The following is a 13,713-nucleotide window of genomic DNA, read 5'->3' as shown; positions in this document are numbered from 1 at the left end:
TTTTAATGCCTCGGCGCGCTGCTGGCATCCGACAAATCGTATTTTGCCGCTGCCTGGTGGCTGACCGCGCACCGCCGTGTGCCTACGACCGGTTGGCAAGGGCCGGCCGCGGCGCAATCGCCACGACCTTGCCCGAGCCGCTCAGGGCATCTGCACCAGTTGGTCGACCAGTTCCAGGGCCTTCTCGAAGGAGGGGTAGCCGCTCTTGGCGACATCCAGCTCGGCATAGTCGGCGCGGTACTTTTCGGCGCGGATCGGGTCGGCTTCATCGACCAGGTAAGGCTGCGACCAGATGCGATAGAGCAGCGCCACGGCATAGGGCTGCTGCTGGTCGGCAGCGGCTTCCAGCTTGGCCAGCACCTCCTCGGGCTGCGGGCCCTCGCGGATCATCAGGATCGCCTGGTAGAACTCCACCTCGCCGCGTTCGTCGTCGCTCGCGGCGCGGCGCAGCAGGGCATTGGCCAGCTCATGGCTTTCCATGTCGCCGGACATCACCAGCATCTTGGCCTGCAGCATGTCGTTCTGATAGAGCAGCTGGCGATCGCGGCAGCTGTCGCCGCTCAGCGGCTCGTCGCAGGTGGTCGGTGAGGCGCAGCCTGCGAGCATCAGGCTCAGCAGCAGGCAGCCAACGCCATGTCGGCAGTCAATCATAGGAGTTCCCCAGGCAAATCTGATGTATCGACCCGCGCGCCGCCTTCAGGTTCGGCGTGCCGGTACTTTCCCGTTCAACGCAGCGCTTCGACCGCCGCCCCGATAAAGGCGTAGGTTTCCATTTCCCGCTCATCCATCTCCGGCTTCGGCCAGGTGCTCCATACCACCGCAACGACCTTCTCCCTGGGGTTGATGTACAGGAACTGGCCGAAGATGCCCTGAGCCTCGAAGGCACCGCCGTCGTGGTTGGGCAGCGCCGCGGCCCCGGTGGGGAACAGCCACCACTGGTAGCCATAGCCCAGGGCGTATTCGCCGTCGTACAGCTTGCCGGGCTCCAGGTGCGAGCCTGCTGGCGCGCGGGTGGCGCGTTGCAGCCAGCCGGCCGGCAGGATGCGTTCGCCATCGATCACCCCATCATCGAGGATGAACTGGCCGAAGCGGCCGTAATCACGCAGCGTCGCCGACAGGCCGCTGCTGCCGATTTCCTGGCCGGCACGGCTGTCGAGCTGCCAGAAGGCATCACGCTCCATGCCCAGGCGCGCCCAGATGCGCTCGGACAGATAATCGCTGGCGGTCATGCCGGTCGCCGCCTGAACCAGTTCGCTCTGCAGGTGTGATTCACCCGTGCTGTAGTTGAAGGTGGTGCCGGGCGCCTGCGCCTTTTTCAGCGCGGACATCTGCTTGAGCAACGCGCCGGGGTCGTTAGCCAATTGCAGTTCGAACATGCGGCGCCGGTCCGATTGCGGGTCGCGGTAGGTTTCGTCCCAGGCCACGCCGGAGCTCATCTGCAGCACCTGCTCGACGCTGACGCCGTCGTAGGCGCCGCCCTTGAGTTGCGGCAGATAGCGGGTGATCGGGTCGTTCACGCTGGCGATCTTGCCCTGCTGCACCGCAGCGCCGACCAGGGTCGAGGAGATCGACTTGACCACGCTGAAGGACGTCCAGCGGGTGCTGGCGTCGTTGCCCATGGCGTAGCGCTCCAGCGCCACCTTGCCATCCTTGAGAATCAGCAGCCCGCTGACCTGATTGCGCTGCATGAAGGCATCGACGCCCAGGCGCTGGCCGCCTGCCGTGTATTGCACCGGCACTTCGCTGCCCCTCGGCAACGGCAGAGCCTGCGGGCCGCGGTGCACGGTGCGGGTGTAGAACAGCGCGTCCATGTTGCGGTAGGTGCCCGCCTGGTAGGCCGGCGGCAGCTCGTAGAGATCCTGGGCGCGGCCGATGCGCTGCGCCTGGCCGGTGGGTGGCTCGGGTACGTGTGCGCAGGCGCCGAGCAGCAGGGCGATGACGGCTGGGAGAAGGGCGGTGCTGCAAGGTCGGAAAGTGGTCACGAGGCGTTCCCGGAGCATGGTCGATGGCTCAACCATAGCCGATAACGGGCTCTTGCAGCGCATTGCATCACAGCCGAGAGGTTGAACTGTCGTTTGCGGGGGCGGCTCTACACAGCACATAGAATCAACCTGATGGAGACCCCCATGGAACTGCCCAACAAAGACCTCGGTACCCTGTTCGAGCAACTGGGCCTGCCGTCCGATCCCGCCAGCATCGATGCCTTCATCGCCAAGCACTACCCGCTGCCCGATGACGTGAAGGTTTCCGAAGCGCCATTCTGGAACCAGGCCCAGGCCACCTTTCTCAAGGACGAACTGCTGGAGGACGCCGAATGGGCGCCAGTGGTCGACGAGCTCAACGTGCGCCTGCATGAGAACAAGCCCGCCTGAGCCACCATCAGGACGACGTCAGGCGTTGCAATTCGCGCCTGACCATGGCCGCATATTCTGGCGGCGAAAGCTGGTAGAGCTCCCTGGCGACCCAGGTCAGCCAGCCGCCGCCAAGGCTGGCCCGGCGCTCCAGCAGACGCTGAGCCTCAGCGGTGGTCTGGGCGGCGCGTTGCTGGTGGAAGTCGGCGCGACTCATGGTTGCCTCATGTCGATTGGCGCGAAGCGCCCATTGTCCCTGGCGCCAGGTGCTTGGTAAACCGGGCGCTGCGCGTTAGGCTCGCGACTTGTGTGCCTGACCGGAGCCCGAGGATGCCAGCAGCGGTGAATTTCAAACGACGAATCTGCGCGTTGCGGCCCGGTGATCAGGCCGGCGGCGATGTCGATCTGCTGTACGCCTTCGAAAGCGACCGGGGGCGGATCATCAACTCCGCGGCCATCCGTCGCCTGCAGCAGCGTACCCAGGTGTTTCCCCTCGAGCGCAACGCGGCGGTGCGCAGCCGTTTGACCCATTCCATGGAAGTGCAGCAGACCGGACGCTTCATCGTCCGCACCCTGTATGCCCAGCTGGGCGAGCAGGCTGAGGATTACGGTCTGGACGGCTTGCAGGGCGCGCTGGAAAGCCTGGTGGAAATGACCTGCCTGATGCACGACATCGGCAATCCGCCGTTCGGGCACTTCGGCGAATTCGCCATTGGTGAATGGTTCGAGCGGGCCCTGGACGGGTTGTTCGCCGTCGCCGTGCCACAGCATTCGGTCAACGCCGAGCTGCAGGCGCGCATGCGCGCCGATCTGCGCAACTTCGAAGGCAACGCCCAGGCGGTGCGGCTGGTGGTGAACCTGCAGCGCCTGCGGCTGACCTATACCCAGACCGCCGGCCTGCTCAAATACCTGCGCCCGGCCTACCAGCCCAAGCCCGGCAAGGGCGTGGCCGGTGCCTACCTGAACAAGAAGCCCGGCTTCTATCTCTGCGAAGAGCATTTCGTCGCCGAACTGCAGCAGGCGCTCGGCCAGGCGCCGGGCACCCGCCACCCGGTGGCGTACATCATGGAGGCCGCCGACGACATCTCCTACTGCCTGGCCGACATCGAGGATTCGGTGGAAAAGGGCATCCTCTCCGTGACCGAGCTGGCGCCGCTGCTGGTGTCCACCTTCGAGAAGCTGCAATCCCCGGACACGCCGATTCCCGGCTCCAAACAGTCATTCCGCGGTCTGGTCGAGCAAGCCCTCGAGCGCTATCACCAGGAAGAGATCAACAAGGCCGGCGAATTCTTTGTCAAGTTGCGCGTCAGCATGATCCACCCGCTGGTGCAGCACGCGGCGCGGCAGTTCATCGACAATATCGACGCGGTGCATGCCGGCACCCTGGATCGCGCCTTGATCGAGGATGACAGCCTGCCCCACGCCATCGTACAGACCTTCAAGGACGTGGCCATGGCCCGGGTGTTCTGCCACCGCGAGGTGGAAACCCTGCAGTTGCAGGGGCACCGCATCATCCAGGGCCTGCTGGACAGCTACGGCGCGCTGCTACGGGTGGATGCCCAGACCTTCGTCGAGCTGACCGAAGGCAGCTGCCGGCGCGAGGCTTATCTGCAGATGCTGGTGCGCCGCCTGCCGGGCCAACTGATCAAGGCCTACCGCCAGGCCGTGCGCGAATGTGGCGAAACGGATCGCGCGGCCTGGGAGTTCTACCACCGTTGCCGGCTGGTGCAGGATTTCATCAGCGGCATGACCGATCAGCATGCCCATGACGAGTATCGCACCCTGTTCGCGCTGTAGGCGCGATTTGCTGCAGCCTGTTCATGACCATTCGGTCCAGGTTCGTTGATTCTGGCGGCTAGGTGGCGGGAGCGGCCATTTGTAGGGTGGACGACGCTTCACCTACGCGGCCCGACCCGTCCACCGCTTCGTGATCGCAACGGTGGATGAAAAGAGCGTCATCCACCCTACGTGGCGAGCGGCTGCTTCTGTCTTGTACTAGCCGCTTGAGGCACATAAAGATCGTCAGCAGGTTCTTAGATGTTCTTCCAGATCAACTGCAGTCCGGCCAGCAGCATGCCCAGCCGGGCGATGCGGTAGAACCAGGTGTGGTTGATCCGTGACTGCAGCCACAGGCCGGTCCATACGCCGAGGGGGACGATGGGCGCGAGCATCAGGCTGAGCAGCAGATTCTCCCGGCTGAACTGGCCGAGCCAGGTGTAGGGAATCAGCTTCATGGCGTTGGTCAGCAGGAAGAACAGGTTGATGGTGGCCACGTAGCGCAGCTTGTCCAGCTGCTGGGGCAGCAGGTGCATCATCACTGGCGGCCCGCCAGCGTGGGCCACGAAACTGGTGAAGCCTGCCACCGAGCAGAGCGCCAGGCCGCGCCGGGGTTGCAGTGGGCGAGGCGCCGGGTTGCCCTGGAGCAGCCCCAGCAGCACGAAGGAAATGGCGATCAGGCCGATCAACAGACCAATCAGGTTCTCGTTGAGCAGCCCGAAGGTCAGCGAACCGATGACGATGCCGATCACCGCGCCGGGCAGCATGACCTTGAGGTTGGCCACGTCCCACTTGCCCCAGTAGGCCTTGAGCCCGACCACATCGGCCAGGCAGAGGATCGGCAGCATCACCGCCACCGCCTGCATCGGCGAGGTGGCCAGGGCCAGCAGCGGCACGGCGATGCCACCCAGTGCGCCGCCGAAGCCGCCCTTGGACAGGCCGGTGAGAAAGACGGCAGGAATGGCGAACAACAGCAGGTCGGCGAGGGTCATTGCAACAGCGCTCATTCAGCGAGTGCGCAGGGTAGAGGCTGGTGCCGCTGCCTCGCAAGCCAGCGCTGGCCGGGCCGTCCCTGGACGCGGCGTGAATCAGCCCTGGCCGAACTCGGCGAACACCTGTTCGCCGGTCAGCTCCCGGGTCTGGTTGGCGAAGCAGTAGTAGGCCGGTCTGGACTCGATAAAGATCTGGCTGTCCAGCTGCCAGTCGTCATGCTCGTCGAGCAGGCCGACCGGCACCGCGTGGTGGCCGGTGCTTTTCAGGCGATAGAACAGGTGGCTGCCGCACTGGCCGCAAAAGCCGCGCTCGGCCCATTGCGACGAGTCGTGGACGCGTACCTGTTGCTCGCCGCTGAGCCGGGTCAATTCACCTTCGGCCACCAGCAGCGGGCCACCACCCCATTTGCGGCAGGTGGCGCAGTGGCAGGCACTGAGGCTCGGGCTGGTGATGCGCAAGGTCAGGTTGACGGCGCCACACAGGCAACTGCCGTGTCGGTCGAGTTGAGTCATGGAAGAACTCCTTCAGCTCGGCCGGCGAGCTGACCTGCCGGCCTCAAGTGACGGGGGAGGCCGCCTCGACGACCCGATGGATGAATTGCAGCTTGCCGACCACCGCAGCCGACAGCACGAAAGGGTAGACATCCTTGTGGCCCATGCTGCGTGCCAGCTCGTTGAGCATAGCGGCAAGCTCGATCCAGGCATTGATGAACTGCAGGAACTCTTCGGCCTGGGGATCGTCCGGGTGGTACAGCGCAGCCTTGGTGAAGGGCCGGAACTCCAGTTCCACGTCGCCGGCACGCATGCCGAAGCTCAGGGCGGTGTCCAGGGTGTCCATCATGTGCAGGTAGTGGGCCCAGGTTTCGGCCCAGTCTTCCCAGGGGTGCATGGTGGCGTAGGCGCTGACGAAGGATGTCTGCCAGTCGACCGGCGCGCCTCGCTCGTAGTGGCGTTGCAGCGCCGCGCCGTAGTCGGCGCGCTCGTCACCGAACAGCCGGCGGTAATCGCCCAGCCAGGGGCTGCCGGCGATCAGCCGGTCCCAGTAGTAGTGGCCGACCTCGTGGCGAAAGTGGCCGAGCAGGGTGCGATAGGGTTCGTGCAGCTGGATGCGCGTCTGCTCGCGCACGTCGTCGTCGGCTTCGGCGATGTTCAGGGTGATCAGGCCGCTGGCATGCCCGGTCATCGGTGGCTGGCCGCTGAGATCCGGGCCGAGGAAGTCGAAGGCCAGGCCGCGCTCGCTGTCCTCGTACTTGCTGAGCAGCGGTAGACCAAGGTTCAGCAGCTGCGCGACCAGCCGGCGTTTGGCCATTTCCAGGCGCGCCCAGCGCTGTTCATTGCCGGCTATCGACAGATCGGGAATGGTCCGGTTGAGCTGGCAGGCGATGCACAGCGTCGCTTCGCTGGCGTGGGGCAGCAGCCAGTTGCAGCCGGCGGCGGTGTGCAGGTTGGCGCAGCGCCGGTAGCGCCGCAGGTCGCCTTCGATTCGCCAGCTCCGTGCATCCTCGTCGGCAACCAGGGTCACCACCTGGCCACGTTCGGGCTCGTAGCCCAGGGGCGAGTGGCAGGCCAGGCACTGGCTGTTGCGAAAGAAGATGGGCTGACCGCAGGTGCATTTGCCCAGGGCTTTCTGGCTGGGCATGCGGGTTTGCTTGGCCGAGTCGCCAATGCGCAGGCCAAGGGCCTGGAAGAACCGGTTCATGTGATGGCCTCGCCCACGCTGACTACCGCAGCGATAGAGTGGTGTGCAGGGGCGGCGGTTCCGGGCTTTTCGACAGGTAGGCAGGGCTGGGGTGGGGCGCGGGGAACGCCTGGCACCAGGACGGCGCCAGGCGAGGCGTGAATCAGTCCTGGCGGCTGGTCACTTCGAGCAGGTGGTAGCCGAACTGGGTCTTCACCGGACCCTGCACCACGTTGACCGGGGCGCTGAATACCACGGTGTCGAATTCCTTGACCATCTGGCCCGGGCCGAAGGAGCCCAGGTTGCCGCCGTCACGGCTGGACGGGCAGCTGGAGTTGTCTTTGGCGACCTGGGCGAAGTCGGCACCGCCTTCGATGGCAGCTTTCAGTTCGTTGCACTTCTCTTCGGTGGCAACCAGGATGTGGCGGGCAGTGGCTTTGGCCATGGGAAACACTCCGTTCAAATGAGTTGCCGAGCCTACCGGATTCGCCCCGCGAGTCAAATTGCCCGAGCACCTGACGTTACCGATCCCCGACTGGCGCTAAGGGCGCCAGTCGTCGCGCAGGCTGGCGAGGACATGTTCGGTGAAGGCGCGCACCTTGGGGGTCAGCTCGTAGCGGTCGCGCACGCACAGGTAGTAGTCGAGTGGCTCGATAAGCGCCTGGTTACCCGCATCCTGCGAGGCCGCGAACAGTGGCTGCAATTGCCCGCTGGCCAGCAGAGGCTCGGCGACGAAGGCGGCCAGGCGGGTGATGCCACCGCCGTTGACCGCCGCGCGGGCCAGCACGTCGATATCGTCGCTGACCAGGGCGACACGAATCGGCGCCTCGAAACGTACGCCGTCACGCACGAAGCGCCAGGGCATCAGGCGACCATCCACGGCGACCTTGAACGCCAGGCAGTCATGCTCGCGCAGCGCTTCGGGGGTATCCGGCACGCCGGCTCTGTGCAGGTAGGCGGGGGCGGCGCAGTAGATCGATGGCACGCTGGCGATATGCCGTGCCACCAGGCCGTCTTCGAGCTGCTGGGGGATGCGGATGCTGACATCCACCGATTCCTGGATATGGTTGACGCTGCGGTCCGTGGTGCTGAGTTCGCAGGCGATGCGCGGAAAACGGGCGGTGAAGGCCGGCAGCATCGGCGCCAGCACATAGCGCCCGAACGCGGCACTGGCGGCGATGCGCAGGCGGCCCTGGGGATGATCGTGCTGCAGGGTGGCGTTGCTGCGCGCCAGTTCGAGGTCGCGCAGCACGTTGCGCACCTGGCTGAAGTACAGCTCGCCGCTTTCGGTTAGTGCCAGGCTGCGCGTGGTGCGGGTGAGCAGGCGAATGCCCAGGGACGCTTCCAGCCGCGCGATGTTCTGGCTTGCCGCCGCCGCACTGATGCCCAGCAGGCGCGCACCAGCGGCAATGCTGCCGCTTTCAACCGCCTTCACGAAACTCTCGATGCCACGCAGGGTATCCATAGCCAAGCTTTATTCTGATCATCTGATTGATAAGGTTTGCTTGGTACTGTCCTTACCCGTGGCGCGCTACTCGCAGCAATGGCCGACAACGATAATGGCCGCTCGCCGCTGGCGGCATCACTCAACCTGCAAGGAACCGACATGCCCGATTCCACACTGAACCTCGCCCGTACCACCTGGAAGCTGCCGGCCAAGCTGTCGCCGGTGGTCTTCGCCTTTTTCATGTCCGGCATCATGGCGTTGCTCATGTGCCTGGTGATCACCGCCACCAACCGTGGCTTGAGCGACGGTTACCTGAGCGCAGTGCTGGATGCCTACCGGCTGGCCATGCCGGTGGCGTTCGTCTGCGTGATGGGCGTACGGCCGGTGGTGGTGCGCCTGGTCAAACTGACGGTCAGAAGCTGAGCAGCGGGCGCGGCCGAATGTGAGATGTATCCAAAAATGACAAGGCGTTACCAAATAATTCGGTAATTGATGGTAGGCTGGCGCCCGAAATTCAGCCGATCCCACGGAGTTGCAGATGTTCTACAAGGAATTGTTACTGGCCGGCCTGCTGGCCACCGCCGTTCCCCTGACCTGGGCGGACCAGGCGTCGGCGCAGGCCGAGCAGGAAACCGCGGCCGCGCAAGCGGCTGACGGCGAGTACCTCAGCGAGGAGCAGTTTCTCGACAGCCTCACCTTTCGCTCCGGCAAGGTGGTGGTCGGCAGCAACCTGGCGACCCTGAACCTGCCGGACAACATGGTGTTTCTCGATGGCGCCGATGCCGAGCGCGTGCTGGTCGAAGCCTGGGGCAACCCGCCGGATGACAAGCTGCCGCTGGGCATGATTCTGCCCAAGGGCGTTTCGCCCCTGGCCGACGAGTCCTGGGCGGTGACCGTCGAGTACGAGGAAAGCGGCTACGTGTCCGACGAAGACGCGGCCGATATCGACTACAACGACATGCTCGAGGACCTGCAGGACGGCGCCAGGGCCGACAACGAATGGCGCGCCGAAAACGGCTACGAGCCGATCGCCATCGTCGGCTGGGCCTCGGCGCCGCACTACGATGCGGCGGGCAAGAAACTGCACTGGGCCAAGGAAGTGAAGTTTGGCGACAGTGACGAGCACATCCTCAACTACAACATCCGCGTGCTGGGCCGTAAGGGCGTGCTGGTGCTGAATTTCATCGCCGGCATGCACCAGTTGCCGCAGATCGAGGAGAACGTGCCGGCGGTGCTGGCCATGACCGACTTCAACGACGGCAATCGCTACGCCGATTTCAACCCGGACCTCGACGAAGTGGCGGCCTACGGCCTCGGCGCGCTGATCGCCGGCAAGGCGGCTGCCAAGGTCGGTCTGTTCGCCGCCGCGCTGGTGCTGTTGAAAAAGCTGTGGTTCCTGCCCGTGCTGCTGATCGGCTGGGTATGGCGGCGCGTCACCGGCAAGAAGCAGCAGCCGGCGCCAGCCGAGCCCCAGGTGCAGCCTGAAGCCAAGGCAGAGCCTGCCCCCAGCGAAGCGCCGCCGCGGGTGGCGAGCGTGATGGATCTGAACAACCCGCCTGACGACAAGCACAAGTAACGCCGTCCTCGGCACGAAAAAAGCCCCGGCATCGACCGGGGCTTTTGCATGTCACTCGGGTAGGAACATCGCGATGACGATAAACAGCCAGAGCAGCAGCCCGGGCAGCATGCACAGCCAGTTGGCCAGGCTGAGACGGCTGTTCTGCTCGCCTGCCGGGTCGCCGCTGGCCAGGTTGGCCTGCTGCTGGATGGTTGCCAGCGGCCAGGCGGTCACCAGGGTTGTCGCGACCAGCACGAAGATCTCCAGCAGCGGGTTGCCGAAGCTTTCGACGCGGGAAAGGCCATTGCCGACAAATACCAGTGCGATGTACGCCCAGGCGATGGCGCCGTATTTCCACGCGCCGAGGCCCTTGGCCTGCAGCTGGCCCTGAATCAGTCGGCACAGCGAGTGGATGAAGAAGATATGAAAGATCGAGCGCGCGGCCGGGCTGATCTTCTTCGGCAGCATGCTGGCGCGCTGGCGATCCCAGTGCTTGTACGCCCAGTAGATCGAGTAGAAGCCGAGCGTGAAGAAGTACACGAGATACAGCTTGCGGGCTGAGGTGACGAAGAAGGTGTCGCTGGCACGCTCCTGAGGCAGGAGATCGGCACTGGGGGGCTGGTAGATATTGTCCATTCGGGTGTCTCGCAGGCACTTTTCGAGTGCTATGGCTAGGCGTTCGCCAGGCGAACGGCTCCTCCAGGAGCGCGAGAGATTTTACCGGGTATTACCAGATCGTGCCGTGTCACCCGCCGTGCCGAGGTGGGCCGTTGCGGCCCACCTCGGGATTGGCTCAGCAGTAGCTGTCGAGCAACTGCTGCTTCTGGCTGCGCGCGCGTGCCCAGTCGTGCTGCAGGGTACGCAGCACGTTGCCGATGAAGTCGCGGTCGGCGGCGGCGCGGCGGCCCACGTAGCCCTGACCGCGGCGGTAGGTGCGCAGGCGAGTGCGCATGTTCGGCCGCTGGCTCACGAATTCCTGCTCCGCCTGATCCGCAGGCAGGCGGTCGATGCGCACTTCACCCGATTCGCAGACCCACAGGATGTGGTTGTGCAGGCTGTCCTTGTGCTGGGAGAACAGCTGGGCGAGGTCGTCGATGGTCGGTTGCTGGTTCAGGTTCATGGCGTTTACCCCTTCATTCTCTGATCTGTCTAGGGCGACCGCGGCAGTGCGGCCGTCATTGCCCGTGGCGTTTGAGTGCTGCCGACAGCCGTGTAGTGATGCGTGGGTATCGCTACGCAGCGGCGGCCAACGGAGGTCGAGGAGGTGGGGAGAAGGCAGTGAAGACAGGATCGGATGCAGGTGATCCACAGGATCAGCCACAGGCATCATGACAATGTCTCGCTAACGCTCTCGTCCGCACGGGACGCTCGACTTCATCAATCTGCCTTGTGGGCAGTACATATCGTGGAACGCTCGGTTGGTATTACCGAGCTCGCCCAAGTGCCCTTGTCAGGGCTCCCGTCAGGGGAGGCGAGCCCATCATGCAAAAGCGCACAGGGGCCGTCAATACTTTTGTAGTGATTTTTTTTAAGCACTACAAAAAATCTTCGAGCCCACTGCAAAGCGTCTGGCACGCCGAAAAATGACCCTCTGGTCAGCCCTCGGGGAGGCGCCCGTCGCGCTCGCGCTGCGCGTCGCGTTGCATCGACTCGAGGTTCTTTTCGATGGTCTCGCACAGGGCGTCCATCTGGATCTGGTGTTCGCTGACCTGGAAGGGGCTCTGCAGATCGCTGCCCACCCGTTCGATCGCCAACAGCATGAAGCCGACCACCGTCGAGGCCAGCGGCGTGTACCACTCCAGGGTCTCGACCAGGCCGATCGGCACGATCACGCAGAACAGGGTGATGAACAGGCGCGGGAAGTACACGTAGGGGTAGGGCAGTGGCGTGTTGGCGATACGCTCCAGGCCGCCCTGGCAGTTGGAGACGTCGACCAGCGTCGACTCGAGACGGGTAAGGCGGATGCTGTCCAGGCGCCCCGCCTTGTATTCGCTGGCCAGCATCGCTGCAGAGCCGTTGAGGATATCGTTGGGGAAGTTGTTGGTGGTGCCGCGCCGGTCGAACTCCTCGGCAGAGACGAACGCCCGCACCTCCTCTTCGCAAGGCTGGTTGCGCAGGCTGGCGGACAGGCTTCGGATATAGGCGACATGGCGGCGCAGCAGCACCACCTTGGCAGGGTTACTGCCTTCATGGTCATCGATCAGGGTCAGCACCTGGCGGGCGAAGCTGCGCGAGCTGTTGATCAGCGCGCCCCAGATGGTGCGTGCTTCCCACCAGCGGTTATAGGCGCTGCTGTTGCGAAAGCTGATCAGCACCACCAGGGCCGAGCCGAGCAGCGTCAGTGGCATGGAGGGCAGGTTGATGCTGCGGTCGAGAAACAGCATGTAGTCGACCGTGACGACGATGTCCCAGATCAGCAGCCAGAACAGTGACCAGCCAACGTAGCCGAAGGTCTTGAGCAGGTAGCGATAACCACGGGTAACGGATTGCATCACGTGGAATTCTCCGCGAGCGAGTGAGGCGAAAGCGCAGAGATTCGGACGTGAAGGCCGATGAAAGGTTCGCAGGGTCGGTGAATCAGCCTCGTTGCCGCGCCCGGGCCAGCTCGTTGAAGAAGGCCAGGTATTGGCGCGGCCCATCGGAGAAGAGGGTATTGAGGCGCAGCGGATCACTGGCATCGGTGATGCCTTCGAGCGCCGGCCAGGGGGCGTGTGGGTGATCACGCAGGTAGGCGGCATCCACGCCGGGGCGCTGCACCTCGCCCTGGCTGCTGTCGACGTAGAGCACGCGGTTGTCCTGCCCGAACGCCTCGCCCAAGGCCTGTACCAGGGTGAGAAAGCCACGGTCGCTACCACCGCGCAGCCAGTGGGTGCCGCCATCATCGGCCGAGGCGGGTGCGCTGGTCAGGGTGTCGCCAACGCCCACCAGGCGCGGCATGTGCCGAGGATCGAAGCGTTCCACCGCCAGTTGCAGCAGTGCGTCGAGGCTGGCGGGTGCCTGGCGTACGTTGAAGGCTTCGCCCAACGGGTAGGTGCCGGTGCGTTGCCCGTAGTAGCGGTTGAGGATCACCAGCACACCGGCTTCCTTGACGGCGCCGCGCAGCATCAGTTGCAGATCGGTGGTGCCGGCCGCGCTGCCCTGCGCCGGTCGCAGGCGCTCGCGGCCGTCGGTATCGCGGCCGAGATTGGGCGCGTAGTGGACAAAGAACGACTGCGCCAGACCCTGGGCAGCGGCACCTTCGAGCAACGCTTGCAACAGCCCGGCGCCATCGGCCTGGAGGCGCGCATACAGCGCTGGCCGGTCAGACCAGTGATGATGGAAGGCGTTGAGATTGAGCGTTGGCGACACCGGGTTGTCGAGCACGCTGCTGGCCAGCAGTCGCTCGATATCGCGATCCGCCAATTGGTAGGGCGCCTGCTGAAGCAGCTGTTTCAGCGATTCGTTCAACCATGCCGGCGCTGCGGCGAGAAACGCCAGCTCCTCGGTGCTGACGCCCGGATGGGAGATGCGCCCGTGACGATCCTGCACCTGCACGCCGCCGGCGGCCAGCCCGGGCAGGTACAAACCCTGTTCCCGGCAGCGCTGCGCGGACCCGATGGCCCGCTCGACCAGGCCGTTGACGCCGCGGCTGCCCAGGTGCTCGCCATTGGTCAGCACCTGGAAGTGGCCATGCAGGGCGTGGGCCGCCTGCAGGTAGGCCGGGTCGAGGGTGCGGGTGAGGGGATCGCGCACCAGGTCCATGCATACGCCATCCAGATCCTGGATGATCAGCAGGTTATCGGTGCCGGCGAGGCTATCGAGCAGCGAAGCGGGGTCGAGCGAGTACGCGGTTTCGGTCACAATCATGGGTTCGAGTCTATCGCGGTTTCACCCGATGGGGCGATTGGCTGAAGCATTTGGCCAGAGCGGTT

The 13,713-nt window shown here is 64.7% G+C and carries 16 protein-coding genes; 4 read left to right on the top strand and 12 right to left on the bottom strand.

Features of this window, described 5'->3' with window-relative positions; all coding sequences use genetic code 11:
• Positions 1-141 precede the first annotated feature (141 nt).
• Positions 142-651 (bottom strand): hypothetical protein, encoded by a 510-nt coding sequence (locus K8U54_RS02220; RefSeq protein WP_249908681.1) that lies wholly within the window; start codon positions 649-651, stop codon positions 142-144.
• Positions 652-725: 74 nt separating this feature from the next.
• Complete coding sequence (locus K8U54_RS02215) at positions 726-2,000, bottom strand: serine hydrolase (RefSeq protein ID WP_434059978.1); 1,275 nt, start codon at positions 1,998-2,000, stop codon at positions 726-728.
• Positions 2,001-2,126: 126 nt separating this feature from the next.
• Here K8U54_RS02215 and K8U54_RS02210 point away from each other — a divergent pair, with 126 nt between their 5' ends.
• On the top strand, positions 2,127-2,372 hold the full coding sequence (locus tag K8U54_RS02210) for a DUF2789 domain-containing protein (protein ID WP_070886817.1): 246 nt from the start codon (positions 2,127-2,129) through the stop codon (positions 2,370-2,372).
• Between the two features lie 7 nt (positions 2,373-2,379).
• On the opposite strand, the gene K8U54_RS02205 is transcribed toward K8U54_RS02210, so the two are convergent.
• On the bottom strand, positions 2,380-2,568 hold the full coding sequence (locus K8U54_RS02205; RefSeq protein WP_249908679.1) for a hypothetical protein: 189 nt from the start codon (positions 2,566-2,568) through the stop codon (positions 2,380-2,382).
• Between the two features lie 113 nt (positions 2,569-2,681).
• Here K8U54_RS02205 and dgt point away from each other — a divergent pair, with 113 nt between their 5' ends.
• Positions 2,682-4,148 carry a dGTPase gene (gene dgt, locus K8U54_RS02200; RefSeq protein WP_249908678.1) on the top strand — a complete coding sequence of 489 codons (1,467 nt, stop codon included), beginning with the start codon at positions 2,682-2,684 and terminating at the stop codon, positions 4,146-4,148.
• Positions 4,149-4,384: 236 nt separating this feature from the next.
• Here the strand turns inward: dgt and K8U54_RS02195 are convergent, their stop codons facing one another.
• The 5 genes from K8U54_RS02195 to K8U54_RS02175 form a co-directional block, all read right to left on the bottom strand.
• Positions 4,385-5,119, bottom strand: coding sequence for a sulfite exporter TauE/SafE family protein (locus K8U54_RS02195; protein WP_249908677.1), 735 nt, complete (start codon positions 5,117-5,119; stop codon positions 4,385-4,387).
• A 96-nt stretch (positions 5,120-5,215) separates the two neighbouring features.
• A complete protein-coding gene (locus K8U54_RS02190) occupies positions 5,216-5,632 on the bottom strand; it encodes a GFA family protein (protein WP_249908676.1) in 417 nt (138 codons plus the stop codon).
• 43 nt (positions 5,633-5,675) lie between these two features.
• Positions 5,676-6,818 (bottom strand): zinc-binding metallopeptidase family protein, encoded by a 1,143-nt coding sequence (locus tag K8U54_RS02185; protein ID WP_249908675.1) that lies wholly within the window; start codon positions 6,816-6,818, stop codon positions 5,676-5,678.
• A gap of 142 nt (positions 6,819-6,960) precedes the next feature.
• The gene (locus tag K8U54_RS02180) at positions 6,961-7,242 is read right to left on the bottom strand and encodes a peptidylprolyl isomerase (RefSeq protein WP_070886824.1); all 282 of its coding nucleotides are present in this window, start codon (positions 7,240-7,242) and stop codon (positions 6,961-6,963) included.
• 96 nt (positions 7,243-7,338) lie between these two features.
• Complete coding sequence (locus K8U54_RS02175) at positions 7,339-8,262, bottom strand: LysR family transcriptional regulator (protein WP_249908674.1); 924 nt, start codon at positions 8,260-8,262, stop codon at positions 7,339-7,341.
• 141 nt (positions 8,263-8,403) lie between these two features.
• Between K8U54_RS02175 and K8U54_RS02170 the strand changes: the two genes are divergently transcribed.
• Both K8U54_RS02170 and K8U54_RS02165 read left to right on the top strand, forming a co-directional pair.
• Positions 8,404-8,667 carry a DUF2798 domain-containing protein gene (locus K8U54_RS02170; RefSeq protein ID WP_070886910.1) on the top strand — a complete coding sequence of 88 codons (264 nt, stop codon included), beginning with the start codon at positions 8,404-8,406 and terminating at the stop codon, positions 8,665-8,667.
• Positions 8,668-8,782: 115 nt separating this feature from the next.
• The gene (locus tag K8U54_RS02165; RefSeq protein WP_249908673.1) at positions 8,783-9,820 is read left to right on the top strand and encodes a DUF2167 domain-containing protein; all 1,038 of its coding nucleotides are present in this window, start codon (positions 8,783-8,785) and stop codon (positions 9,818-9,820) included.
• A gap of 51 nt (positions 9,821-9,871) precedes the next feature.
• Here K8U54_RS02165 and K8U54_RS02160 read toward each other — a convergent pair whose 3' ends face one another.
• From K8U54_RS02160 to stpA, 4 genes are all read right to left on the bottom strand, one after another.
• Positions 9,872-10,438, bottom strand: a complete 567-nt coding sequence (locus K8U54_RS02160; protein WP_249908672.1) for an MFS transporter permease — start codon at positions 10,436-10,438, stop codon at positions 9,872-9,874.
• A 157-nt stretch (positions 10,439-10,595) separates the two neighbouring features.
• Complete coding sequence (locus K8U54_RS02155; RefSeq protein ID WP_249908671.1) at positions 10,596-10,922, bottom strand: hypothetical protein; 327 nt, start codon at positions 10,920-10,922, stop codon at positions 10,596-10,598.
• 475 nt (positions 10,923-11,397) lie between these two features.
• The gene (locus K8U54_RS02150; RefSeq protein WP_434060007.1) at positions 11,398-12,294 is read right to left on the bottom strand and encodes a bestrophin family protein; all 897 of its coding nucleotides are present in this window, start codon (positions 12,292-12,294) and stop codon (positions 11,398-11,400) included.
• A gap of 85 nt (positions 12,295-12,379) precedes the next feature.
• A complete protein-coding gene (gene stpA, locus K8U54_RS02145; protein WP_249908669.1) occupies positions 12,380-13,648 on the bottom strand; it encodes a glucosylglycerol 3-phosphatase in 1,269 nt (422 codons plus the stop codon).
• Positions 13,649-13,713 lie beyond the last annotated feature (65 nt).

The sequence above is a fragment of the Pseudomonas fulva genome, from assembly GCF_023517795.1.
Taxonomy (GTDB): domain Bacteria; phylum Pseudomonadota; class Gammaproteobacteria; order Pseudomonadales; family Pseudomonadaceae; genus Aquipseudomonas; species Aquipseudomonas fulva_D.
Note: the sequence above shows the minus strand (reverse complement) of the source record. Positions and strands in the feature narration are given on the sequence as shown.

Excerpts from the sequence above, each read along its gene's own strand:
- K8U54_RS02220 (WP_249908681.1), bottom strand. The coding sequence starts at position 651 with ATGATTGACTGCCGACATGGCGTTGGCTGCCTGCTGCTGAGCCTGATG.
- K8U54_RS02215 (WP_434059978.1), bottom strand. The coding sequence starts at position 2,000 with ATGCTCCGGGAACGCCTCGTGACCACTTTCCGACCTTGCAGCACCGCC.
- K8U54_RS02210 (WP_070886817.1), top strand. The coding sequence starts at position 2,127 with ATGGAACTGCCCAACAAAGACCTCGGTACCCTGTTCGAGCAACTGGGC.
- K8U54_RS02205 (WP_249908679.1), bottom strand. The coding sequence starts at position 2,568 with ATGAGTCGCGCCGACTTCCACCAGCAACGCGCCGCCCAGACCACCGCT.
- dgt (WP_249908678.1), top strand. The coding sequence starts at position 2,682 with ATGCCAGCAGCGGTGAATTTCAAACGACGAATCTGCGCGTTGCGGCCC.
- K8U54_RS02195 (WP_249908677.1), bottom strand. The coding sequence starts at position 5,119 with ATGACCCTCGCCGACCTGCTGTTGTTCGCCATTCCTGCCGTCTTTCTC.
- K8U54_RS02190 (WP_249908676.1), bottom strand. The coding sequence starts at position 5,632 with ATGACTCAACTCGACCGACACGGCAGTTGCCTGTGTGGCGCCGTCAAC.
- K8U54_RS02185 (WP_249908675.1), bottom strand. The coding sequence starts at position 6,818 with ATGAACCGGTTCTTCCAGGCCCTTGGCCTGCGCATTGGCGACTCGGCC.
- K8U54_RS02180 (WP_070886824.1), bottom strand. The coding sequence starts at position 7,242 with ATGGCCAAAGCCACTGCCCGCCACATCCTGGTTGCCACCGAAGAGAAG.
- K8U54_RS02175 (WP_249908674.1), bottom strand. The coding sequence starts at position 8,262 with ATGGATACCCTGCGTGGCATCGAGAGTTTCGTGAAGGCGGTTGAAAGC.
- K8U54_RS02170 (WP_070886910.1), top strand. The coding sequence starts at position 8,404 with ATGCCCGATTCCACACTGAACCTCGCCCGTACCACCTGGAAGCTGCCG.
- K8U54_RS02165 (WP_249908673.1), top strand. The coding sequence starts at position 8,783 with ATGTTCTACAAGGAATTGTTACTGGCCGGCCTGCTGGCCACCGCCGTT.
- K8U54_RS02160 (WP_249908672.1), bottom strand. The coding sequence starts at position 10,438 with ATGGACAATATCTACCAGCCCCCCAGTGCCGATCTCCTGCCTCAGGAG.
- K8U54_RS02155 (WP_249908671.1), bottom strand. The coding sequence starts at position 10,922 with ATGAACCTGAACCAGCAACCGACCATCGACGACCTCGCCCAGCTGTTC.
- K8U54_RS02150 (WP_434060007.1), bottom strand. The coding sequence starts at position 12,294 with ATGCAATCCGTTACCCGTGGTTATCGCTACCTGCTCAAGACCTTCGGC.
- stpA (WP_249908669.1), bottom strand. The coding sequence starts at position 13,648 with ATGATTGTGACCGAAACCGCGTACTCGCTCGACCCCGCTTCGCTGCTC.